The organism is Pseudomonas sp. R19M (assembly GCF_050312585.1).
Lineage (GTDB): Bacteria > Pseudomonadota > Gammaproteobacteria > Pseudomonadales > Pseudomonadaceae > Aquipseudomonas > Aquipseudomonas palleroniana.
The window spans coordinates 32,686-53,606 of the sequence record NZ_JBNPJV010000073.1 but is presented as its reverse complement, the minus strand read 5'-3'; the positions used below and the strand labels follow the sequence as shown (position 1 = coordinate 53,606).

The following is a 20,921-nucleotide window of genomic DNA, read 5'->3' as shown; positions in this document are numbered from 1 at the left end:
CCTGCGGGCATGGAGTGCAGATGCCAGCTCTATACGTGATGATCCCGGCGGCGCTGCTCTTAGTGGGCGTGGCCATTTACATCTTCTTCTGGGCCGTGGACAGCGGCCAGTACGAAGACCTCGACGGCCCGGCCCACAGCGTGCTGTTCGACGATCAGGACCCGAACCACCTGGCCGCCATCGACGAAGCGAACGGCCCGGAACAACCGCCCAAAGACCCTCCCCATGCTTGAGCTGGCCCCCCTGCTGGTCTCGGCGCTGATCCTCGGTTTGCTCGGTGGCGGCCATTGCCTGGGCATGTGTGGCGGGCTGATGGGTGCGCTGACCCTGGCGATTCCCAAGCACCAACGCGGCCGCAGGTTCCGCCTGCTGCTGGCCTACAACCTGGGGCGCATCCTCAGCTACGCGACGGCCGGGTTGTTGATCGGCCTGGCCGGCTGGGCGCTGGCCAACAGCCCCGCGGCGATGTTCATGCGCGTGCTTGCCGGGCTACTGCTGATCAGCATGGGCCTGTATCTGGCCGGCTGGTGGAGCGGCCTGACCCGCATCGAAAGCCTCGGACGCGGCCTGTGGCGCTATATCCAGCCCGTCGCCAGCCGTTTGCTGCCGGTGTCCAGCCTGCCCCGTGCCCTGCTGCTGGGCGCGCTCTGGGGCTGGTTGCCGTGTGGCTTGGTCTACAGCTCCCTGCTGTGGGCGGCGAGCCAGGGCAATGCGCTGGACAGTGCACTGCTGATGCTGGCGTTTGGCTTGGGCACTTGGCCGGTGTTGCTGGCGACCGGCCTGGCGGCCGAACGCGTCACCGCCTGGCTGCGCAAACGCAGCGTGCGTGTGGCCGGTGGCGTATGGGTAATTGTGTTTGGCTTATGGACCCTGCCTGGCCCGCATCAGCACTGGTTGATGGGCCATTAACGGCCATGTGGCATAGCGCCGCTCCCCGTTGATGCAAATCAACATGCCACCTGCGGCTCGCCCCTAGACTCGGCCCACTAGCCTATCCGGGGGACCGCCCGCATGCTCGACGCCATTCGTTGGGACACACATCTGATTCACCGCTACGACTTGGCGGGGCCGCGTTACACGTCCTACCCCACCGCCGTACAATTCGACAGCCAGGTTGGCACCTTCGACCTGCTGCATGCCCTGCGCGAAAGCCGCAAAGCCGCCCGCCCCTTATCGCTGTATATCCACGTGCCGTTCTGCGCGAACATTTGCTATTACTGCGCTTGCAACAAGGTGATCACCAAGGATCGTGGCCGCGCCCAAGCCTACCTGCAACGCCTGGAGCAGGAAATCCAGTTGGTGGCCTGTCACCTGGACCCGAAACAGCCCGTGGAGCAGCTGCATTTCGGCGGCGGCACCCCGACCTTTCTCAGCCACGACGAACTGCGCCAGGTGATGACACACCTGCGCCAGCACTTCAATTTGCTCGATGATGACTCGGGCGACTACGGCATCGAGATCGACCCTCGCGAAGCCGACTGGGCCACCATGGGCCTGTTGCGTGAACTGGGTTTCAACCGCGTGAGCATTGGCCTGCAGGACCTTGACCCGGAGGTGCAACGGGCGGTCAACCGCCTGCAAAGCCTAGAAGAAACCCGCGCAGTGATCGACGCCGCGCGCACCTTGCAGTTTCGTTCGATCAACATTGATCTGATCTACGGCTTACCCAAGCAAACGCCGTTGAACTTCGCACGCACCGTGGAAGAAGTGATCAGTCTGCAACCGGATCGCCTGTCGGTGTTCAACTACGCGCACCTGCCCGAGCGCTTTATGCCGCAGCGGCGCATCAACACCGACGACCTGCCCTCGCCTGCGGCAAAACTGCTGATGCTGCAAACCACCATCGAGCAATTGACCCAGGCCGGTTACCGCTACATCGGCATGGACCACTTCGCCCTGCCGGATGACGAATTGGCTGTTGCCCAGGAGGAAGGCAGGTTGCAGCGCAATTTCCAGGGCTACACCACCCACGGCCATTGCGACTTGATCGGGCTGGGGGTATCGGCGATCAGCCAGATCGGCGACCTGTACTGCCAGAACGGCAGCGATTTGAACCAGTACCAGAACGCCCTGGCCGGCGCGCAACTGGCAACCAGCCGTGGCTTGGTCTGCACCACCGACGACCGCTTGCGACGCCAGGTGATTCAGCAGTTGATCTGCAACTTCAGCCTGGACTTCGAGCAGATCGAACAGGCCTTCAACATTGATTTTCGCGGCTATTTCCTTGAGCTGTGGCCACAGCTGGAGACCATGGCGGCAGACGGCCTGATCGAACTGGATGCCCACAGCATTCGCGTGCTGCCGGCCGGACGCTTGCTGGTGCGCTCGGTGTGCATGGTGTTCGATGCCTATCTGGAGCACCAGAACAGGCAGCGATTCTCGCGGGTCATCTGAGCCCGGTTAGCGCGAGGCCAGGCTCATGGCTTCCAATTGAGCCGACGGTGGCTGGTCCTTCATGGCCTTGGCCAAAGCGGTCTGGGCCAAGGTCAAGCCAGCCTGTAATGCCGACACGCCAGCCTGCAGGTTGCCCACCTTCACCAGGCGCGCCTCAGGCGTCATGGAATTATCGGCCATGACCGCTGCCATTTCGGCCATTTTTTCGGCAAGCTGCTTTTTGAGTTCACGGATCATTTTCAGCAACTGCTTGACGCTATCGCTCAGGCTGCTGTTGTCGATATCGCTATTGTCCGATTGCTCGGCCTTCGATGCGCCCATCGCCTCTCCGGAGATGACCACCTTTACCCCCTCGGTGGTCTTGGGTTCGGCGGTTTCTGGCGCGGTGGGTGCCTTGGAGGCGGCGTCTTTGTCCTTGGAGGCATCGGCGGCCTTCCAGACCGACACTGCAGCCACATTAATCTGTGGGTTCTGGACACTGCTGACGGACATGATCTGAGCTCCTGCTCGTTGAGAGACAACAATGTATCGGCAGCGATACAAAAACCTGTATACCGCTGCCGCTTTTTTGTACACGCTGGCCTCAGCTACCCTCGGTGCGTTACCCTTACGTCTTATGTGTGATTTCCCACAAGGATTTAAGAAATGTCCGAGCCAGTTAAACTGCGCGCTCACAGCCAGGCCCATTGCAAGGATTGCAGCCTGGCTCCCCTGTGCCTGCCACTTTCGTTGAATCTGGAAGACATGGATGCGCTGGACGACATCGTTAAACGCGGCCGCCCGCTGAAAAAGGGCGAGTTTCTGTTTCGCCAGGGCGACAAGTTTGACTCCGTCTATGCAGTACGTTCGGGGGCGTTGAAGACGTTCAGCCTGAGCGACAGCGGCGAAGAACAAATCACCGGTTTCCACCTGCCCAGCGAATTGGTGGGGTTGTCCGGCATGGACACCGAGATTCACCCGGTATCGGCCCAGGCTCTGGAGACGACGTCGGTATGCGAAATCCCCTTCGAGCGTCTGGATGAATTGGCCTTGCAACTGCCGCAACTGCGTCGCCAGTTGATGCGCGTGATGAGCCGCGAGATTCGCGACGATCAACAAATGATGCTGCTGTTGTCGAAAAAAACCGCCGACGAACGCATCGCTACCTTCCTGGTCAACCTGTCGGCACGCTTCCGCGCCCGTGGCTTCTCGGCCAACCAGTTCCGCTTGAGCATGTCGCGCAATGAAATCGGCAACTACCTGGGCCTGGCGGTGGAAACCGTGTCCCGGGTGTTTACCCGCTTCCAGCAGAACGAGCTGATCGCCGCCGAGGGCAAGGAAGTGCACATCCTTGACCCGATCCAGCTGTGTTCGCTGGCCGGGGGGGCGCTGGAGAGTTGATCCAGCCACCTGCGGCCGCGCCAATCGGCGGGGCCGCAGGTATACTTCGAGTCCGTTTTCCGCTCCCAGGACTCTTCGACGATGACCTTCGATTCGTTCGACATCAAATCCCTGATCCGCCCTGTCATCGACTTCCCCAAACCTGGGGTGATCTTTCGTGACATCACGCCGCTGTTCCAATCCCCCCGCGCCCTGCGCCTGGTGGCCGACAGCTTTGCCCATCGCTACGTAGAAGCCGACTTCACGCATATCGGCGCGATGGATGCGCGGGGCTTTCTGATCGGCTCGATCATCGCCTACCAGTTGAACAAACCGCTGATCCTGTTCCGCAAGCAAGGCAAGCTGCCCGCCGATGTGCTGGCCGAGGGTTACCAGACCGAGTACGGTGAAGCCTTTCTGGAGGTGCATGCCGACAGTCTGTGCGAAGGCGACTCGGTCTTGATGTTCGATGATTTGATCGCCACCGGCGGCACCCTGATCGCTGCCGCCAACCTGGTGCGTCGCATGGGCGCGAAGATCTTCGAAGCCGCGGCGATCATCGACCTGCCGGAGCTGGGCGGCTCACAGCGCCTGGAAGACATGGGCATTCCGACGTTCTGCCTGACCCAGTTCGCATTGACCGAGCGCTGATCAAAGCCCCATCTGCTTGCTGATGATTTCATTCATCACTTCGCGAGTGCCACCCCCGATGGACAGGATGCGGTTGTCGCGGTACAGCCGCTCCACCAGGTTGCCACGCATGTAACCCTGGCCACCGAGGATCTGCACCGCGTCATAAGTGACGCGGTCGGCCGTGTCGGTGGCGAGGTTCTTGGCCATGGAAATCTCCTTGATCACACTCTTGCCGGCGGCCATCTTGGCCGCCTGGCGATAGGTGAACTCGCGGGACACTTCCACGGCAGTGGCCATTTCCGCCAACCGATGCTTGAGCACCTGAAACTTGCCGATGGGCTTGCCGAATGCTTCGCGCTGGGCAGCCCACTCAAGGCTTTGCTCCAGTGCCAGTTGCGCGGTCATATTGGCCATCAACGCCAGGGCCAGGCGTTCGCTCTGGAAGTTGCCCATGATGCAGGCAAACCCCATATTCTCGGCGCCGATCAGGTTGCTCACTGGTACCCGGCAATCGTCGAAGAACAGTTCTGCCGTGTCCGACGCCCACCAGCCCATTTTCTTCAGCGGCTGACCGACCGTGAAACCTGGGGTGTCTTTTTCAATGAGCAACAGGCTGATACCGCCAAAGCCCGGCCCGCCGGTACGTACGGCGACGGTGTAGAAGTCGGCGCGGCTGCCACTGGTAATAAAGGTTTTGCTGCCGCTGACGCGGTAATGCTCGCCCTCACGGACCGCACGGGTTTGCAGGTTGGCCACATCAGAACCGCCGCTCGGCTCGGTTACGGCCAGGGCGATAATCTTCTCGCCGGACAACACCTGCGGTACAACACGCTCCCGCAGTGCTGGCCTGGCCCATTTGACGACGGGTGGCAAGCCGATATCCAGCGAACCCAACCCGGCCACTACCCCGCCAGAGCCGCAGCGCATCAACTCTTCACTGGCGGCCACCTTGGCGAACAGGTCACCCTCATGGCTGCCGCCAAGCGCTTCGGGATAACCGATGCCCAGAATCCCCGCAGCACCTGCCTTGAGGTACAACTCGCGGGGAAAGCTTGCGGCTTCCTCCCATTGCTCGATGCCCGGCAACATCTCGCGCTCGACAAAACGGCGCACGCTGTCGCGGACCAAGAGGTGGCTGGGGTCGAAATAGTCCTGATAGGCAGACATCGGCAAACTCCACGCAGAGGTAGAGCGAACTTACCAAGCGCTTGCTTGGTTATCAAGCCGGACGCAAATACTGCCAGCAATGCAAAACCATTATGGGAAGGGGATTGCTCCCGATAGCGGTGGTTCAGTCAATCAGGTATCGACTGTACCACCGCTATCGGGAGCAAGCCCCCTCCCACAAGTTGCGCTGCGTTGTTCTTTAGAGGGCGATGGGCTTGCGACCGGCAAAGGAGTGCGCCAAGGTGCCGCCATCCACCAGTTCCAACTCACCACCCAACGGTACGCCATGGGCAATACGCGAGGTGACCAGGCCTTTATTGGTCAGCAGCTGCGCGATGTAGTGCGCCGTGGCCTCACCTTCCACCGTCGGGTTGGTGGCCAGGATCACTTCGGTGAAAGTGCCTTGCTCTTCAATGCGCGCCACCAGTTGCGGAATGCCGATGGCTTCCGGCCCCAGGCCATCCAGGGGTGACAAGTGCCCCTTGAGCACGAAGTAGCGCCCGCGGTAACCGGTCTGCTCCACCGCGTACACGTCCATCGGCCCTTCCACCACACACAACAGCGTGTCGTCACGGCGTGGATCGGCACATTGCGGGCAGAGTTCTTCCTCGGTAAGGGTGCGGCACTGGCGACAGTGCCCCACACCCGTCATGGCCTGGCTCAGGGCCTGGGCCAACCGGGTACCGCCGCTGCGATCACGCTCCAGCAATTGCAGCGCCATGCGTTGGGCGGTTTTCTGACCCACGCCCGGCAAGGTACGCAAGGCGTCGATCAGTTGGCGAATCAGGGGGCTGAAGCTCATGGGCAATGGGTCCGACAAAACAACGAGACGCGGTTTATACCCGCGCCCCGGATTAGCGTCAAATGGTCAATCCTGCGCGAGGCGCACCACCAACTTGCCGAAGTTGCGCCCTTCCAGCAAACCAATAAAGGCCTCGGGGGCCTGCTCCAGCCCGTCGACCACGTCCTCGCGGAACTTGATCTTGCCGTCGCGCACCCACGGCGCCATCGCACTGAGGAATTCGGGCTGGCGGTCGCCATAGTCGTCGAACACGATAAAGCCCTGGATACGTACGCGCTTGGTGAGCAAGGTCCGTTGCAATGCCGGCAGGCGATCCGGCCCACTTGGCGCCTCATGGGCGTTATAGCCGGCGATCAGGCCACACAGCGGAATACGTGCCTTGGGGTTGAGCAGCGGCACCACCGCATCGAAAACCTTGCCACCGACGTTTTCAAAGTAGATGTCCACGCCCTTGAAGCACGCCTGGGCCAGCTCATCGGCAAAGTGCTCGCTCTTGTGGTCGATACAGGCATCAAAGCCCAACTCGTCTACCACATAGCGACATTTATCCGCGCCACCGGCAATCCCCACCACACGCAAGCCCTTGAGCTTGGCCACCTGCCCCACCACCGAACCCACCGCGCCGGACGCCGCCGCCACGACCAGTGTCTCGCCAGGCGCGGGCTGGCCGATATCCATCAATCCCATATAAGCGGTCATGCCCGGCATCCCCAGTACGCCCAACGCCATCGATGGGCTCGCCAGGCCCTTGGGCACCGGTATCAGGTTGCGACCGTCGGAAATGCTGTGGCTCTGCCAGCCGGTAGAGCCGACCACCAGATCGCCCACCTCGAATTTGGGATTACGCGACTGCTCAATACGACTGACGGCGCCACCGGTCATTACCTCGTCGATTTCTACCGGTGCTGCGTAGGACGGTGCGTCGCTCATGCGTCCACGCATGTAAGGGTCGAGGGACAGGTACAGCGTCTTCAACAGCACCTGGCCGTCCGCCAAATCCGGCAGGGTCACGCGTTCCAGGCGGAAGTTTTCCGGCGTCGGCGCGCCTTGGGGGCGAGAAACCAGGACAATGCGCTGGTTCAGGACCGGTTCTTGAGGCATGAGGGGGCTCCTTTATCGAGTGCGTCGGTATAGGGTGCAGACCTTGCGCACCCCGCCAGGGTTCGATCGGATCACACAAACAAAAATGCCAGGCACGCGGCCTGGCATTGGAGTCTAGCTAACGCCGCCCGATCAGAACGGCAGCTTCATGCCCGGAGGCAGTTGCATGCCGGCGGTCACGCCGGACATTTTGTCCTGGCTGTTGGCTTCGATCTTGCGCACCGCGTCATTGACGGCGGCGGCGAACAACGCTTCGAGCATTTCCAGGTCATCTTCGCCGACACCTGGCAATACGCTTGGGTCGATGCTCACGCGCTTGATGTCGTGACGACCGGTCATCACCACGCTGACCATATCGCCACCGGCTTTACCGGTGACTTCGGCGTTGGCCAGTTCTTCCTGCATCTTGGCCATCTTTTCCTGCATCTGCTGTGCCTGCTTCATCAGGCCGGCCATGCCACCTTTCATCATGGGAATCACCTCAAAGTACGTGGATCAATTTAGTAGCCCGGTGTCAGGATGCCTGGGGCACCGGGGCTTCGACAGGTTCAATTGTATCTTGGCGAACGACTGCGCCGAACTGTTGCATCATTTGCTGGATGAGCGGATCACCATGGATCGAGTCTTCCGCTTCGCGCTGGCGGTTGATACGCCGACGCGTGGCGGCCTGCGCCGGCGTTTCCTGCTCGGGCTTGATCAACTCGATGCTGATCGTCAGCGTACGCCCATGGTACTGGTTCAGGGCATCGTTGAGGCGACGCTGCTGTGTGGCATTGAACAGCGCGCTATGGGCCGGGTCCAGGTGCAGCAGCCAGTGATCGCCTTCGATGGAGATCAGCGTGCAGTTGGCGGCGATACTGCCGGTCATGCCGGAAATCGGCAATTTCGGGAACAACTCCAGCCATTGCAACGCCAGGCCGGTGGCCGGTGCCGCAGCGGGCTCGGCTTCGGGCTCCGGGGCCGGCTCGGCAGTGTGTTCGCTGGCCAGGTCATCCAGGTAGCTGTAGGCCGAATCCATATCCGGCTCAATGTAGTCTTCATCCAGCGGCGGTTCGTCGTCGAGGTCCATGCCTGGCGTGGCGGCATCTACCTGGGCCACGGTCGGCTCGGGAACCGGCGCGCTGACCCACTCAGGGGCGTCGGGCACCACGCTGTCCGGGGTCGGCGTGGGCATCGGCGTCAGTTCCGGCTGTTCGCCGGTAGTTTCCAGCACGGGCTCCACGGCCGGCGCCATCTCGGCTTCCACCGGATCATTCCAGGGCAGGTCGACGACCGGCTCGGGCTCGGGCTCGACGACAGGTTCCGGTTCCGGCTCAGGTTCAGCTACCGAAGCGGGCACAGGTTCAGGCTCAGGTTCATGAACCGGCACAACCGGCGCGGGCGCAGCAACCACTGGCGCGACCACCGCCGCGCCAGCCACTGGTTTGGCGGAATCAACTGTGGCCTGGCTGATCCCCACTGGCTTTAGCGGCTGTCTCGGCGCGTCTGCCGAGTCCGCGGGCCGGAAGGCCAGCATCCGCAGCAGGACCATCTCAAAACCACCACGCGGGTCCGGTGCCAGGGGCAGGTCCCGACGGCCGATCAGGCCCATCTGGTAGTAGAACTGCACATCTTCGGCCGGCAATGCCTGGGCCAGGGCCAGCACGCGGTCGCGGTCGCCGTGGCCGTTGTCGACGCCTTCAGGCAGCGCCTGGGCAATGGCGACCCGGTGCAGCACATTGAGGATTTCCGAGAGCACGCCGTTCCAGTCCGGGCCTTGTTCCGACAGATGGCGCACGGCTTCGAGCAACGCCTTGGCGTCGCCTTCGATCAGCGCGTGCAGCACATCGAAGACCTGGCCGTGGTCGAGGGTGCCAAGCATGGCGCGCACATCGGCGGCCATGACCTTGCCTTCACCAAAGGCGATGGCCTGGTCGGTAAGGCTCATGGCATCGCGCATCGAACCATCGGCAGCGCGACCGAGCAGCCACAGCGCGTCGTCTTCGAACGGCACGTTCTCGACGCCCAGCACGTGGGTCAAATGCTCGACCACCCGCTCGGGGGTCATGTTTTTCAGGGAGAACTGCAGGCACCGCGACAAAATCGTTGCAGGAAGCTTCTGCGGGTCGGTGGTGGCCAGGATGAATTTGACGTAGGGCGGCGGCTCTTCCAGGGTTTTCAACAAGGCGTTGAAGGAATGGCTGGAAAGCATGTGCACTTCGTCGATCAGGTAGACCTTGAAGCGGCCACGACTCGGTGCGTACTGCACGTTATCGAGCAGCTCGCGGGTGTCTTCGACCTTGGTACGGCTCGCGGCGTCGATCTCGATCAGGTCGACGAAACGCCCTTCATCGATTTCCCGGCACACCGAGCAGGTGCCGCAGGGTGTCGAGGTGATGCCGGTTTCACAGTTCAGGCATTTGGCGATGATGCGCGCAATGGTGGTTTTCCCCACCCCACGTGTACCGGTGAACAGGTAGGCGTGGTGCAGCCGCTGGCTGTCCAAGGCATTGATCAGAGCCTTGAGCACATGGGTCTGGCCGACCATTTCGCGGAACGAGCGCGGACGCCATTTACGTGCAAGAACCTGATAACTCATCGAAAACCGTCGCAACTGGAGAGCAGAGGCCGGTAATGCTAGCGGAGCAAGGGGGAAATTGCATCCGGCACGCTCGTCTAATCTGATTTGGCAGGCTTGGCAGGCCCTGCAACAGGCTCGACACGCTCCTGACAAGAACTGACAGCACGGTCTTATAGACTCGGTTTCACTTATCCCCCCGTGCTCAAGGAGCCTGCATGAACACCGTCGGTCACTATTTCCTGCTGTACGTCGACAGTCCCGCCACCAGCGCCAACTTTTACAGCCGCTTGCTGGACAAGCCGCCGGTAGAGCTGGGCCCGACGTTCGCTCTATTCATCCTCGACAACGGCGTCAAGCTGGGCCTGTGGTCGCGGCACACCGTAGAGCCGGCCGCCCAGCTCACCGGGGGCGGTGGCGAAGTAGGCTTCTCGCTGCCTGACAAAGCAGCCGTCGATACCCTGCACGAGCATTGGCTGGAACGCGGCGCGACGATCATCCAGTCACCGACCGCCATGGATTTCGGCTACACCTTTGTCGCCCAGGACCTCGATGGCCATCGGCTGCGGGCGTTCTGCCTGAGTGACTGAGCCCCAGCGCCCTTCCAGGCTGATGGCAGCCACGCTGGCCAATACGACCACCCCGCCGAGCATCACCTGCAACGCAATGTGCTCGCCCAGCAGCGTTGCCGCCATCACCATCGCCACCGGTGGGATGAGGTACATCGCCACCGCTGCGCGACTGACGTCGACATGCTTCAACACATAGCCCCAGGCCAGGTACGCCAGGGCGCTGGGGAAAATACCCAGTACCAGCACCGAGAGGTTCTCCGGCCACGGCGCCTGCATCACCGCGGCCGGCAGGCCCGGCAGGTTCACGCCCAGCATCAACGTGCCGAACCACACCATGTAGCACGCCATGGTCAGCGGGCTGTAGTGGTGCGCATAGTGTTTCTGGATAGCGAAATAGACGCTCCACGAAACGGCCGCCAACAGGAGCAGCAAGCCACGCGGATCGATCTCCCCCACCCCCGCATCGCCCCAGATCACCATCAACACGCCGACCAACCCCAACAGCACACAGCCCCAACGCCAGGCACTGACACGCTCCTTCAAGCAGAACGCTGCGATCAACACACTGAACAAAGGCGCCGACTGAGCCAGCACACTGGACGCCGCCGCCGTCACCCACTGCTGCCCGTTGTTGAGGCTGGTGTGATGCAGGAACACGCCAAAAAAGCCCAGCACCAGCAGCCACGGCAGGTCGCGCAGGCGCGGCCGATCAATACCCACTGCCAGCGCAACGCCGCCCATGAAGACCGACGCGATCAGAAACCGCAGCAATGCCAATTGGCCAGGGCTGTAGCTGTGCAGCCCCATGTGTATGCCGATCGGCGAGTAGGCCCAGCAAAGGATGACGCTGGCGATGACTAGCGTAAGCTTGAAGGGTGACGGGGTATTCATTGACGACATCCGCAAACTGAGTAGGAATGCACTCAGTCTTGGCTGGCACGGGACGCAGGACAATTAACCGTTTCTGACTTCTGAAATCACTGGAACTGAGCAATGGAACTGGCCCAACTGAAAATGGTGCGAGCCGTGGCGCAAACCGGCAGCGTGGCCCAGGCCGCCCTGCAACTGCACTGTGTGCCGTCCAACATCACCACGCGCATCAAGCAACTGGAAAGCGAGTTGGGCACGCCGCTGTTCATCCGCGCCGGACGTGGCCTGGCGATCAGCGCCGCCGGTGAAATCTTCCTGGAGTACTGCGAGCGCATCCTGGCGTTGGTGGAAGAATCCAAACGCGCGGTGGACGTCAACGCGATTCCCCGTGGCACCTTGCGCATCGGTGCCGTGGAATCCAGCGCCAGCGGGCGCCTGCCGCCCTTGCTGGCGGAATACCACCGGCGCTATCCCGAGGTCAGCCTGGAACTGGTCACCGGCGCCTGGGCGCAACTGCTGGACGACCTGCAACACCACCGCCTCGATGTGGCGCTGGTGGCCAGCGGCAACAAGCGCGCCAAGCTCGAACACAGCGTGGTCTACAGCGAACGCCTGGTGCTGATCGCCAGCGCGTCCAGCGAACCGATCAGCAGCGCCAAGGACTTGGCCGGACGCACCCTGCTGGTGTGGCCACCCGGCTGCCCCTACCGCGCCGCACTGGAAAACTGGGTCAAACCCCACGACTTCAAGCCGAGCATCGCCAGCTATGCCAGTTGGGGCACCATCATCGGTTGCGTGAGTGCGGGGATTGGCGTGGCGTTGGCGCCGGAGGGCATCCTGGCCCGCTATGAGCAGGCCAATCAGCTGGCGTCGTACCGGTTCGAGGAACTGCAGGCGGTGGACAACCTGCTGTTCTGGCACAAGGACACCCAACGGCATCTGGCGCGAGATGCCTTCGCCGGGTTACTGCGGGAAACCTTTGGCTGACGCCATTGGGTCTGTGTCAGCTCTTCGGGGCGGCCAGGCGTGCGTACTGGTCCTGGCTGATCCAGCCGGTGAACGAACGATCGTCGGCATTGATGAACTCGACTTGCGCCCAACCATCCTTGAACGCCAGCACGCCGACCACGTCATTCTTGACGATATACGGGCGCTTGGTCGCCTTGGCGCTGGGGGTCTTGAGCAGGTAAGCCTTGTCGGCGGACACCTTCACCAGGCCGATCCATTTCGTGTTGGCGGTCTGGGTCAGGTCCAGGCCGGTGGCGATCTCCGGCATCAGCACATTGAGGCAGCCAGGGTGCTGGCGGCCTTCTGCCACGGTCAGGGTCACACCGTCCGACGAGGGTGCCACGCTGCCAGGGTAGGCGTTGTCGAGCCAGGTCGTCAGCGCAGCGGGCTTGCCTTGCAGGTAGAACGCACAGCTGCGGGTCACGCCCTCGCCCATGGCTTCTGAGTAGTAGCCTTCAACCTGGTGCTCAGGCGTCACAGCCAGCATCAGCCCTTCGTACTTGCCTGAATGCAATGCGGGCGAACCGGCAAAGGCCGGTACCACGGCGCACAACGACAACACACCCATCGCTAGAAAACGCATCATCTTATTTTTTCCCTTCCAGTTTCTCGTAGGCTTTTTGCATCAGCACGTCGTAGTTGCCGTAGTCCTCGCCGTTATAGTTGCGCGCCATGCCGGTAAAGTCCTTGGCCTTCATGGCTTTCATCAACGCCGGGCTCTTGCTGCAAAAACCGAGGAACGCCTTTAGTTGGTTACCGGCATTCACTTTCAATGCCGCGGCGAATTCAAACACCGTCTTGTAACCGCATGACGCGTAGTTGAAGCCCATGATCTGAAACATACCCCAGGACGCCGACATCAACGCCGCTTCCTGATCCAGCGCGAAGGCGGTGGCCATGGTTTCCCAAGCCTTGGTCTGGTCCTTGTTATTGGCCTGCCACTGCGGTCCGGCCTTTTTCTTGTAGGGGTAAGACAGCAGCGGGTGCGCCTGGTCGTAGATGTGCTTGGTGTACTTGCGAAACAGGTGCCCTTCGAAGGCGATCACCGGCAACTTGGCCGGGCCAAACCCCGAACGTCCGCCGGATTCCACCGTGGCAAAGGCCTTGATGATATTCACCGAAATGCCGCCACCCAACTGCGTGGCGGCGTTCTGGAAGTCGGTATCACTGAGGGTCATGCCCCCGTCGCACGTGGCCTGGAGCATCAACTGGCGGTTACGCCGCTCGGCCTCGACCATCGCGCGCATGCGGTCCAGATAGACGTTGACCGTGGCCTGCACGGCGTCCCCCTGGTTGTTGCCGAACACATTGAGAAAGCTCGGAATGCGCACGCCCGGAAAGGCTTTGACCGGCACCTTCACCGCTTCTTCGATGAGGCTGTTGAAGGTACGACCGGTGGGGTCGATCACACCATCGGGGTGGGCATACTTGAGATGACGGAACTGGTACTGGCTGATGCACTGCACCAACTGGCCATCGCACTTGCCGTTTTCGGCCAGCGGAAAACCCATTTTGGGAATGATCAGATTGAATAAATACTGGACGCACTGCACATCGGCGGGCAAGTTGCGGGCTTTACCGGGAGCACCTACCGAAGCACTGATAAGTGGAGGCAAACCTTGCAGGCTTTTCATGACAGACATCCTTGTTAGTTAAAGAAGTGATAGCACTTCAATATCAAGTCCATACCCTTGTCATATTCTGAAACAAGCGGCTGGCGAAAACTAACAAGGCGGTTTTAGGTTGTCCAGAGGCGGATTGGAAAGTTGTGAATCAGCCACACTTAATCCGTCAGCAACCATGGCTCTCGCGAAACTTCTGGCCGCTCTGGTAATCGATCCATTCGACCACATCGTAGGGCAGGTAAAGCTGCGACCTGGCCCGGGAAATCGCTATATAGACCTCGCAGAGGCGCTGGTCGAACGCGTAGGCATCCTTGAACGGGACGTTGGTCAGCAATTCGGGGGTTAGCAGCACCCGTTCGAATTCCATCCCGCCCGCTTCGAGCGCCCGCATTAACAGGCAACGTGTGCCGGGACCGCCGCCAAGACGATTCAAACGCGTGACATCCGCGACATTGAAGCCTTTTTCCAGCTGGCCCTCGACCCACCGGAACGACTCATCGAACTGGCTGGCCTCACGCACCTGCTGCCAGTCGCCCATATCGGCGAAATAAGCGTGCGCGCCTTTTTCGTTGTGTTCGTCGCTGTAGAAGTCCGGTTTGAACAAACCGATGACGCTGATCATGAAGCGTTCCAGATCCTGCTGCGCCGCGTTGCTCGGCAAACCGAAGGGACAGTTGGCCTGGTGCAGCTGGATCGCCCACTTCATGGTGTCCCAATAGGATGCGGTCAACACCACACAGCCTTCCGGCGGCACGAAACCTTGCGGGTAGTGCTCGATGCCGACGTCGGCATCGCGTGCGCCCTCGAAAGGCGTCTTGCACTTTTGCGAGTGCACGCTGATCAACGGGTTGACCAGACGCTCGACATTGCGCCCCGAACGCACGGAGTAGCTGATGTCGCTTTGCCGGACCTCGCGCTTTCGCCTCACCATCACGCCACTGGCCAATTGGTATTCATCACCGAGGGTAATCAGCACCTGACGACCACGTTCGATGATCTGCAGCAACGACGCCGGGATGTCCTGGCTTTCATCGATCAGTACATGGGTGTAACGGGGTGGCACCACACAACCGGCGAGGCTGGCGCGCTTGATCAGCAACAAGGTGGCGAAGCCGGTCTGGCTGGCCCATTGCGGGTTGCTTTCCAGGTAGGTCCACACACGGCTTGAATATTCCAGCAGCACCTGTGCATCCACGCCGCTCAGCGCTTGCTTGAAATGCGGGAAGTGCCGGGCCGACAGGCTGTGATGAGCGGTGTGGCAATAGTTTTCCAACACCTTGAGGCAGACATCCACGGTCGTCTGGCCGTCATGCCCGCGCCAACCGTAGATATCCAGTGCCTGGGCCACCGCCTGCCGGGTGGGTAACCTGGTCGATGTATTCGCCACGGGCGGTCGTGGGCCGTGCAACAACGCCTTAGCGAAAGCGGCAAAAGTGGAACCGGCCTTGCTGTCGCGGGGCAACCCCATGCGCTCGCGCAGCGTTGCCAGCTTTGCCCCCGTGCGCGCCAGTATCAACGTCTGAGCAGGGCGCAGGCACTCGATCAGGGCACCCAGCAGATGGCTCTTGCCGACGCCGGCGTAACCTTGAACGTGCAGGTCTTCATTGAGATTGGCGCGAAACGTGCGCACCAGCTTGTCCTGGGCCGGGCTGAGCCAACGTTCACGATGCCGGGGCGTAATCATCTGCTGGCTGAACGGATCATTGCCGCGCAGGTGACGGACCTTGTAGTCCATATCCCATTGGCCGCTGGGCAGCAGGTAATCTTGCGCCTGGACTTCTTCAGCCGATAAAAGGCGCAGGTTGATGCTCTTGAGCGCGTTGCAGCCAAAGTACAGTTTGCGCGGGTCGAACAACCGCTGTGCTTCGGACAGCAATGTGGCTGCGCCCTCTGCCTGTGTGTCCACCGCCCAGCCGATCAACTTGGCCAGGATGCGCTCGGCGCCCGTACAGGTCAGGTCTTTTTGCGTGGCCTGGGCCAGGTTCTGGATGACCAGCACCGCCGCCAGCTCCGGGTCCGTCAGGCCGACCAGCGCCTTGGCGCCCTCGGCCCCCAGCAAGGCGGCGCAGGTTTCGTCAGTGACCGGCAGGAACACCGGGCTGGATAAATCAAAATGTTCCGGTTGCATACTTCCTCACAGCGTCGCTGGCGTCAGGCTTCGCCGGGTTCAACCTGAACACCCAGCTCAAAGCGATACTCGCCCAGAGATCCCGCCATGCCTCCGGGATACCGCCCCGCTGCACCGGCTGTATTGATCTGCTGCTGCAGTTCGAAAACCGCCATCTCGAACAACCTGCGCAAATCCTCGGTGCTCTGCGCGGCCACATTCAATTGCAGGGTGTACGCGCCGCTCAGTACGGGCGGCGTCGGCTCGGCGGCGGGAGTCGCCTGCGCGACCTGGATTATCTCGGCCTGGCTCAGGATTTCAGCGTGCTCGTCATCCATGAGGTCCAGCACCTTCGATAATTCCAGGGTCTGTTCCGGATGCGATTGAATACGGTCCTTGATTTCCAGGCGCCGCATCTGCCACTCGCGCAATTTTTCGCGAGTGAGGTCGTCGACTTTTTCCACGGGTACTGTCTCCAAATGCCAGGCACTGGAGTATGCCGCCATGGACTGCTCGATGGCAGATGGCGTGAAAGCATTTTTTGAATTGAATTTGATGCGGTGCTGCCCGAAGGCATTAGGAGAAAGAGCGTTATGGAGGCAACCCCACCAGCCACACCCCGGCACACAATGTTCCCGCTGTGGCTGCTCCCTTCCGGGCCTGACCAGGTTAACGGGTAATCGTTGCGGGGGGACCGATGGGGTCACCATAACGACGCCTGCCTCTCGGCAAGCCGCGCCATTGTACCGATCTCATCGGAAGTTACAACTGTTGGTTCCGGATTAAAAATATTAAGGGCTTCAAGCACTTGCCCTAGCCACCAGCCCCCTCCCCTATTGGCTGATCATTGTGCCTGCAACACCTCATCCGCCCGGCCACCCTCCTCCTGAATCACCAGATGAATAAAGTGCAGCTTGGCGATCACCGCCGGCGGCAACACAAAGGGATAGAAATCCGGCTGGCCCATGCTGCGCGACAGCTCGTTGAGCATGCCGGCCAGTTCGATCCAGGCGTTGACGAACGCCAGGAATGCCGGGCCGCCAGGGTGCTCGGGGTCGTAGAGGGTGGTGAGCGGGAATGGCTGGTAATCCAGTTCCATCTCACGCGCGCGCATGCCGAAGCCGAGGGCGGTGTCGACGGCGTCCATCATGTGCAGATAGTGCGCCCAGGTTTCCGCCCAATCTTCCCAGGGGTGCATGGTGGCGTAGGCGCTGACACAGGTGAGCTGCCAGCCCGGGCGCGGCCCGTTCTGGTAGTGCTGGTCGAGGGCTTCGGCATAACTGGCGCGTTCGTCACCGAACAGTTGGCGAAAAGCAGGCAACCAATGGGAATTGGCAATCAGGCGCTCCCAGTAGTAATGGCCGACTTCATGGCGAAAATGGCCCAGCAGGGTGCGATAAGGCTCGCGCATCTGTACCCGGACTTGTTCGCGGTGGGCATCGTCGGCCTCCTTGATGTCTAGGGTGATCAAGCCGTTGGCGTGGCCGGTCATGGGCGCGTTGCCTTCCAGGTCGATGCCGATGAAATCGAAGGCCAGGCCGGTGTCTTCATCGACGCTTTTGGGCACGACTTGCAGGCCCAGGCTGATCAGTTGCGCCACCAGGCGCCGCTTGGCGGTTTCCACTTTGCGCCAGCGCTCGGGGTTTTCCGCAACCGAAAGATCGGGGATGGTGCGGTTCAGGCTGCAAGCCACGCACAGCGGCGCGGTGCTGTGGGCCGGGATCAACCAGTTGCAGGCGGCGGGGGTATCGAGGTTGGCACAGCGACGGAAGGCGCCGGCGTCGGGATGGTCATCCTGTAGCCACGTGCCCTCCACGGGGCCGGGGTGCAGCGAGGCCAGGCGACTTTGCCGGGGTTCATAACCCAGCAGCGCCTGGCAGGCCAGGCATTGGCTGTTGCGAAAGAACAATGACTGACCGCAACGGCACTGCCACACCTTGCTATCGCGAGACGTATTGGCCACGAAGGGCGCCGCAATGCGTGAACTGAGTTGCTCGAAGTAGCGGAACATGGCGATCTCTCCCTGGGTGACTGAGACTAGATCATTTGCGGGTTGAGATCGTTCCACTTTCCTACACTGTCGCCTGTAGTGAGCGGGCTTGCCCCGCGCTGGGTGGCGCAGCCGCCCCAACAGGGACGCCGCGGTGTTGCAGAAAGACCGAGGTGCCTGGGTTTAGGGCGGCTGCGCCGCCCAGCGCGGGGCAAGCCCGCTCACTACAAAGCTGGGCCCGATAGGGACGTTGCGGTGTTTTAGATAGACCGAGGTGCCTGGTTTGGGGCGGCTGCGCCGCCCAGCGCGGGGCAAGCCCGCTCACTACAAGCCACGTTTTCAGACTGGGATGTTGTGCTTGGCCAGGAACGCAACGAAGGCTGCCTCATCCAGCACTTTCAAGCCCAACTCACTGGCTTTGGCCAATTTCGAACCGGCGCCTGGCCCCGCGACCACGCAGTGGGTTTTCGCCGAAACGGAACCCGCAACCTTGGCGCCAAGGCTTTCGAGCTTGTCCTTGGCCACATCGCGGCTCATCAGCTCCAGGGAGCCCGTCAGCACCCAGGTATGGCCGGCTTCCGGCAAGCCTTCGATGACCTTCTTCTCGCTCTGCCAATGCATGCCGAAGTCCTTGAGCTGCTGCTCAATGGCCAGGGCATGCGTGGCGTTGCCTGCGTTATCGAAGAAATCGCGCACCGCCTTGGCTTGCTTCTCGGGCAGTGCCTGGCGCATATCCAGCCAGTCGGCCTTGATCACGCCCTCAAGGGTGCCGAATTTGTCCGCCAGTTTCTGCGCCGCCCCCGGGCCGACGCTCGGCACGTGAAGTTTGTCGAGCAGACCGCCCAAGGTCGTGCTGGCCGCGAATTCAGCGCTCAGCTCGCCCTGATCCTGCAATTGCAGGCCGCACTCCTGCGGTGACAGCAGCGCGCCGATCACGTCCTGGTTGTGGCTGTCTTCAAAGAAACTATGGATTTCATGCGCCACCTCCAGGCCGACATCCGGCAGGTACGTCAACACCTCCGGCAAGGCTTTCTGCACCCGCTCCAGGGACGCCAGGGAGCGCGCCAGTACCTTGGCGGTCTCCTCGCCCACGTCGGGAATGCCCAGGGCGTAGATGAAGCGCGCCAAGGTCGGCGTCTTGCTGTTTTCAATGGCCGTGATCAGCTTCTTGCTGGAGATGTCGGCAAAGCCTTCCAGGTCGATGATCTGCTCGTACTTGAGTTTGTAGAGGTCGGCGGGCGAGCCGATGAGTTTTTCATCCACCAGTTGCTCGATGGTCTTGTCGCCCAGGCCATCGATATCCATGGCACGCCGCGAAACAAAATGAATGATCGCCTGCTTGAGCTGCGCCCCACAGGCCAGGCGGCCGACGCAGCGGTACACCGCGCCTTCGCTGACGGTCTCCTTGCCTTTGCTGCGCTTGACCAACTGCGTGCGCTCCACATGGGAGCCACACACCGGGCAGCTCTCGGGCACCTGCACGGCGCGGGCGTTTTCCGGGCGACGCTCAAGTACCACCGAAACCACCTGCGGGATCACATCCCCGGCACGACGGATAATCACCGTATCGCCGATCATCAGGCCCAGGCGCGCCACCTCATCCATATTGTGCAAGGTCGCATTGGACACGGTCACACCGGCCACCTTCACCGGTTTCAGGCGCGCCACCGGTGTCACCGCACCGGTGCGGCCGACCTGGAATTCCACGTCGAGCAGCTCGGTCAACTCTTCCATGGCCGGGAATTTATGAGCGATGGCCCAGCGCGGCTCGCGGGCGCGGAAACCCAGTTCACGCTGGGAGGCAATGCTGTTGACCTTGAACACCACACCGTCGATTTCATAGGGCAGGCTGTTACGACGCTCGCCAATATCGCGGTAGTAATCCAGGCAATCCTGAATGCCCTTGGCCAGCTTCAACTCGCGGCTGATCGGCATGCCCCACTTCTGCAGTTGCTGCAGGTTGCCGATATGGGTGTCGCTGATATCGGTGGTCACACCGTAGCAGCAGAACTCCAGCGGACGGCTGGCGGTGATCTTCGAGTCCAGCTGGCGCAGGCTGCCGGCGGCGGCGTTGCGCGGGTTGGCGAAGGTCTTGCCGCCCACTTCCAGTTGCGATGCGTTGAGACGCTCGAAACCGGCCTTGGACATGAACACTTCGCCGCGCACTTCCAGGGTCGCCGGCCAGCCGCTGCCGTGCAGCTTCAGCGGGATATTGCGCACGGTGCGCACGTTGACGCTGATATCTTCACCAGTGGTGCCATCGCCACGGGTTGCGCCGCGCACCAATTCGCCGTCTTGATAAAGCAGGCTGACCGCCAGGCCATCCAGTTTCGGTTCACAGCTGTACTCCACCGCCGCGCCGCCCCCAAACAGATCGCCCACCGGCAGATCGAGGCCCTCGGTGACCCGGCGATCGAATTCAAGCATGGTGGATTCATCGAACGCGTTGCCCAGGCTGAGCATCGGGATCTCATGCCTGACCTGGGTGAACGCCGACAACGCCGCACTGCCGACCCGCTGCGTCGGTGAATCACGCGTCACCAGTTCCGGATGCTCGGCCTCCAGGGCCTTGAGCTCATGGAACAAGCGGTCGTACTCGGCGTCCGGAATACTCGGCTCGTCGAGGACGTGGTAGCGGTAGTTGTGCTGATCCAGTTCAGCGCGCAATTCGAGGATACGGGTATGGGCGGCGGTCATGGGTGTTCTCTCATAAAGCAAAAGAGCAGCCGAAGCTGC

The 20,921-nt window shown here is 61.5% G+C and carries 20 protein-coding genes and 1 other RNA gene; 7 read left to right on the top strand and 14 right to left on the bottom strand.

Annotated features, from left to right (window positions below):
- The first annotated feature begins 20 nt into the window (after positions 1-20).
- The 3 genes from ccoS (at position 21) to hemN (ending at position 2,394) form a co-directional block, all read left to right on the top strand.
- Positions 21-233, top strand: a complete 213-nt coding sequence (ccoS, locus tag ACQRBT_RS15615) for a cbb3-type cytochrome oxidase assembly protein CcoS (protein ID WP_005790284.1) — start codon at positions 21-23, stop codon at positions 231-233.
- Entirely contained in the window at positions 226-909 is a 684-nt protein-coding gene (locus tag ACQRBT_RS15610) for a sulfite exporter TauE/SafE family protein (protein WP_060756158.1), read from the top strand. Before ccoS ends, ACQRBT_RS15610 begins: the two co-directional genes overlap by 8 nt.
- Before the next feature lie 102 nt (positions 910-1,011).
- A complete protein-coding gene (hemN, locus tag ACQRBT_RS15605; protein WP_412047125.1) occupies positions 1,012-2,394 on the top strand; it encodes an oxygen-independent coproporphyrinogen III oxidase in 1,383 nt (460 codons plus the stop codon).
- A gap of 6 nt (positions 2,395-2,400) precedes the next feature.
- Here hemN and ACQRBT_RS15600 read toward each other — a convergent pair whose 3' ends face one another.
- Positions 2,401-2,886 carry a hypothetical protein gene (locus tag ACQRBT_RS15600; RefSeq protein ID WP_060756160.1) on the bottom strand — a complete coding sequence of 162 codons (486 nt, stop codon included), beginning with the start codon at positions 2,884-2,886 and terminating at the stop codon, positions 2,401-2,403.
- A 153-nt stretch (positions 2,887-3,039) separates the two neighbouring features.
- Here ACQRBT_RS15600 and fnr point away from each other — a divergent pair, with 153 nt between their 5' ends.
- The gene (gene fnr / locus ACQRBT_RS15595) at positions 3,040-3,774 is read left to right on the top strand and encodes a fumarate/nitrate reduction transcriptional regulator Fnr (RefSeq protein WP_060756161.1); all 735 of its coding nucleotides are present in this window, start codon (positions 3,040-3,042) and stop codon (positions 3,772-3,774) included.
- Positions 3,775-3,855: 81 nt separating this feature from the next.
- Positions 3,856-4,404 (top strand): adenine phosphoribosyltransferase, encoded by a 549-nt coding sequence (locus tag ACQRBT_RS15590; protein WP_090369375.1) that lies wholly within the window; start codon positions 3,856-3,858, stop codon positions 4,402-4,404.
- On the opposite strand, the gene ACQRBT_RS15585 is transcribed toward ACQRBT_RS15590, so the two are convergent.
- From ACQRBT_RS15585 to dnaX, 5 genes are all read right to left on the bottom strand, one after another.
- Positions 4,405-5,553 (bottom strand): acyl-CoA dehydrogenase family protein, encoded by a 1,149-nt coding sequence (locus ACQRBT_RS15585; protein ID WP_412047124.1) that lies wholly within the window; start codon positions 5,551-5,553, stop codon positions 4,405-4,407. It lies immediately after the preceding gene.
- A gap of 199 nt (positions 5,554-5,752) precedes the next feature.
- The gene (gene recR / locus ACQRBT_RS15580; RefSeq protein WP_060756164.1) at positions 5,753-6,355 is read right to left on the bottom strand and encodes a recombination mediator RecR; all 603 of its coding nucleotides are present in this window, start codon (positions 6,353-6,355) and stop codon (positions 5,753-5,755) included.
- A 66-nt stretch (positions 6,356-6,421) separates the two neighbouring features.
- Entirely contained in the window at positions 6,422-7,456 is a 1,035-nt protein-coding gene (locus ACQRBT_RS15575; RefSeq protein ID WP_198763562.1) for an NADP-dependent oxidoreductase, read from the bottom strand.
- 132 nt (positions 7,457-7,588) lie between these two features.
- Positions 7,589-7,927 (bottom strand): YbaB/EbfC family nucleoid-associated protein, encoded by a 339-nt coding sequence (locus ACQRBT_RS15570; protein WP_003193199.1) that lies wholly within the window; start codon positions 7,925-7,927, stop codon positions 7,589-7,591.
- A 43-nt stretch (positions 7,928-7,970) separates the two neighbouring features.
- On the bottom strand, positions 7,971-10,034 hold the full coding sequence (dnaX, locus tag ACQRBT_RS15565; protein WP_412047123.1) for a DNA polymerase III subunit gamma/tau: 2,064 nt from the start codon (positions 10,032-10,034) through the stop codon (positions 7,971-7,973).
- Between the two features lie 197 nt (positions 10,035-10,231).
- On the opposite strand from dnaX, the gene ACQRBT_RS15560 reads away from it, so the two are divergent.
- Positions 10,232-10,603, top strand: coding sequence for a VOC family protein (locus tag ACQRBT_RS15560; protein ID WP_161549071.1), 372 nt, complete (start codon positions 10,232-10,234; stop codon positions 10,601-10,603).
- Here ACQRBT_RS15560 and ACQRBT_RS15555 read toward each other — a convergent pair.
- Positions 10,517-11,476 carry a DMT family transporter gene (locus ACQRBT_RS15555; protein WP_060756168.1) on the bottom strand — a complete coding sequence of 320 codons (960 nt, stop codon included), beginning with the start codon at positions 11,474-11,476 and terminating at the stop codon, positions 10,517-10,519. The genes ACQRBT_RS15560 and ACQRBT_RS15555 overlap by 87 nt on opposite strands.
- Positions 11,477-11,578: 102 nt before the next feature.
- Here ACQRBT_RS15555 and ACQRBT_RS15550 point away from each other — a divergent pair, with 102 nt between their 5' ends.
- Positions 11,579-12,442, top strand: a complete 864-nt coding sequence (locus ACQRBT_RS15550; RefSeq protein ID WP_090369365.1) for a LysR family transcriptional regulator — start codon at positions 11,579-11,581, stop codon at positions 12,440-12,442.
- 16 nt (positions 12,443-12,458) lie between these two features.
- Here ACQRBT_RS15550 and ACQRBT_RS15545 read toward each other — a convergent pair whose 3' ends face one another.
- From ACQRBT_RS15545 to ligA, 7 genes are all read right to left on the bottom strand, one after another.
- Positions 12,459-13,049 carry a hypothetical protein gene (locus ACQRBT_RS15545; RefSeq protein WP_161549070.1) on the bottom strand — a complete coding sequence of 197 codons (591 nt, stop codon included), beginning with the start codon at positions 13,047-13,049 and terminating at the stop codon, positions 12,459-12,461.
- A gap of 1 nt (position 13,050) precedes the next feature.
- Positions 13,051-14,097, bottom strand: coding sequence for an N-acetylmuramidase family protein (locus ACQRBT_RS15540; protein WP_060756171.1), 1,047 nt, complete (start codon positions 14,095-14,097; stop codon positions 13,051-13,053).
- A 157-nt stretch (positions 14,098-14,254) separates the two neighbouring features.
- A complete protein-coding gene (locus ACQRBT_RS15535) occupies positions 14,255-16,216 on the bottom strand; it encodes a hypothetical protein (RefSeq protein WP_412047122.1) in 1,962 nt (653 codons plus the stop codon).
- Between the two features lie 23 nt (positions 16,217-16,239).
- Positions 16,240-16,701, bottom strand: coding sequence for a hypothetical protein (locus tag ACQRBT_RS15530; protein WP_234016663.1), 462 nt, complete (start codon positions 16,699-16,701; stop codon positions 16,240-16,242).
- Positions 16,702-16,798: 97 nt separating this feature from the next.
- An RNA gene (gene ffs / locus ACQRBT_RS15525) (signal recognition particle sRNA small type) lies at positions 16,799-16,895 on the bottom strand.
- 144 nt (positions 16,896-17,039) lie between these two features.
- Positions 17,040-18,206, bottom strand: a complete 1,167-nt coding sequence (locus ACQRBT_RS15520; RefSeq protein ID WP_412047121.1) for a zinc-binding metallopeptidase family protein — start codon at positions 18,204-18,206, stop codon at positions 17,040-17,042.
- A gap of 318 nt (positions 18,207-18,524) precedes the next feature.
- The gene (ligA, locus tag ACQRBT_RS15515) at positions 18,525-20,882 is read right to left on the bottom strand and encodes an NAD-dependent DNA ligase LigA (protein ID WP_412047120.1); all 2,358 of its coding nucleotides are present in this window, start codon (positions 20,880-20,882) and stop codon (positions 18,525-18,527) included.
- Between the last annotated feature and the right edge of the window lie 39 nt (positions 20,883-20,921).

Bases quoted from the DNA above. Each gene is read 5' to 3' on its own strand.
- ccoS (WP_005790284.1), top strand. From the start codon at position 21: ATGCCAGCTCTATACGTGATGATCCCGGCGGCGCTGCTCTTAGTGGGC.
- ACQRBT_RS15610 (WP_060756158.1), top strand. From the start codon at position 226: ATGCTTGAGCTGGCCCCCCTGCTGGTCTCGGCGCTGATCCTCGGTTTG.
- hemN (WP_412047125.1), top strand. From the start codon at position 1,012: ATGCTCGACGCCATTCGTTGGGACACACATCTGATTCACCGCTACGAC.
- ACQRBT_RS15600 (WP_060756160.1), bottom strand. From the start codon at position 2,886: ATGTCCGTCAGCAGTGTCCAGAACCCACAGATTAATGTGGCTGCAGTG.
- fnr (WP_060756161.1), top strand. From the start codon at position 3,040: ATGTCCGAGCCAGTTAAACTGCGCGCTCACAGCCAGGCCCATTGCAAG.
- ACQRBT_RS15590 (WP_090369375.1), top strand. From the start codon at position 3,856: ATGACCTTCGATTCGTTCGACATCAAATCCCTGATCCGCCCTGTCATC.
- ACQRBT_RS15585 (WP_412047124.1), bottom strand. From the start codon at position 5,553: ATGTCTGCCTATCAGGACTATTTCGACCCCAGCCACCTCTTGGTCCGC.
- recR (WP_060756164.1), bottom strand. From the start codon at position 6,355: ATGAGCTTCAGCCCCCTGATTCGCCAACTGATCGACGCCTTGCGTACC.
- ACQRBT_RS15575 (WP_198763562.1), bottom strand. From the start codon at position 7,456: ATGCCTCAAGAACCGGTCCTGAACCAGCGCATTGTCCTGGTTTCTCGC.
- ACQRBT_RS15570 (WP_003193199.1), bottom strand. From the start codon at position 7,927: ATGATGAAAGGTGGCATGGCCGGCCTGATGAAGCAGGCACAGCAGATG.
- dnaX (WP_412047123.1), bottom strand. From the start codon at position 10,034: ATGAGTTATCAGGTTCTTGCACGTAAATGGCGTCCGCGCTCGTTCCGC.
- ACQRBT_RS15560 (WP_161549071.1), top strand. From the start codon at position 10,232: ATGAACACCGTCGGTCACTATTTCCTGCTGTACGTCGACAGTCCCGCC.
- ACQRBT_RS15555 (WP_060756168.1), bottom strand. From the start codon at position 11,476: ATGAATACCCCGTCACCCTTCAAGCTTACGCTAGTCATCGCCAGCGTC.
- ACQRBT_RS15550 (WP_090369365.1), top strand. From the start codon at position 11,579: ATGGAACTGGCCCAACTGAAAATGGTGCGAGCCGTGGCGCAAACCGGC.
- ACQRBT_RS15545 (WP_161549070.1), bottom strand. From the start codon at position 13,049: ATGATGCGTTTTCTAGCGATGGGTGTGTTGTCGTTGTGCGCCGTGGTA.
- ACQRBT_RS15540 (WP_060756171.1), bottom strand. From the start codon at position 14,097: ATGAAAAGCCTGCAAGGTTTGCCTCCACTTATCAGTGCTTCGGTAGGT.
- ACQRBT_RS15535 (WP_412047122.1), bottom strand. From the start codon at position 16,216: ATGCAACCGGAACATTTTGATTTATCCAGCCCGGTGTTCCTGCCGGTC.
- ACQRBT_RS15530 (WP_234016663.1), bottom strand. From the start codon at position 16,701: ATGGCGGCATACTCCAGTGCCTGGCATTTGGAGACAGTACCCGTGGAA.
- ACQRBT_RS15520 (WP_412047121.1), bottom strand. From the start codon at position 18,206: ATGTTCCGCTACTTCGAGCAACTCAGTTCACGCATTGCGGCGCCCTTC.
- ligA (WP_412047120.1), bottom strand. From the start codon at position 20,882: ATGACCGCCGCCCATACCCGTATCCTCGAATTGCGCGCTGAACTGGAT.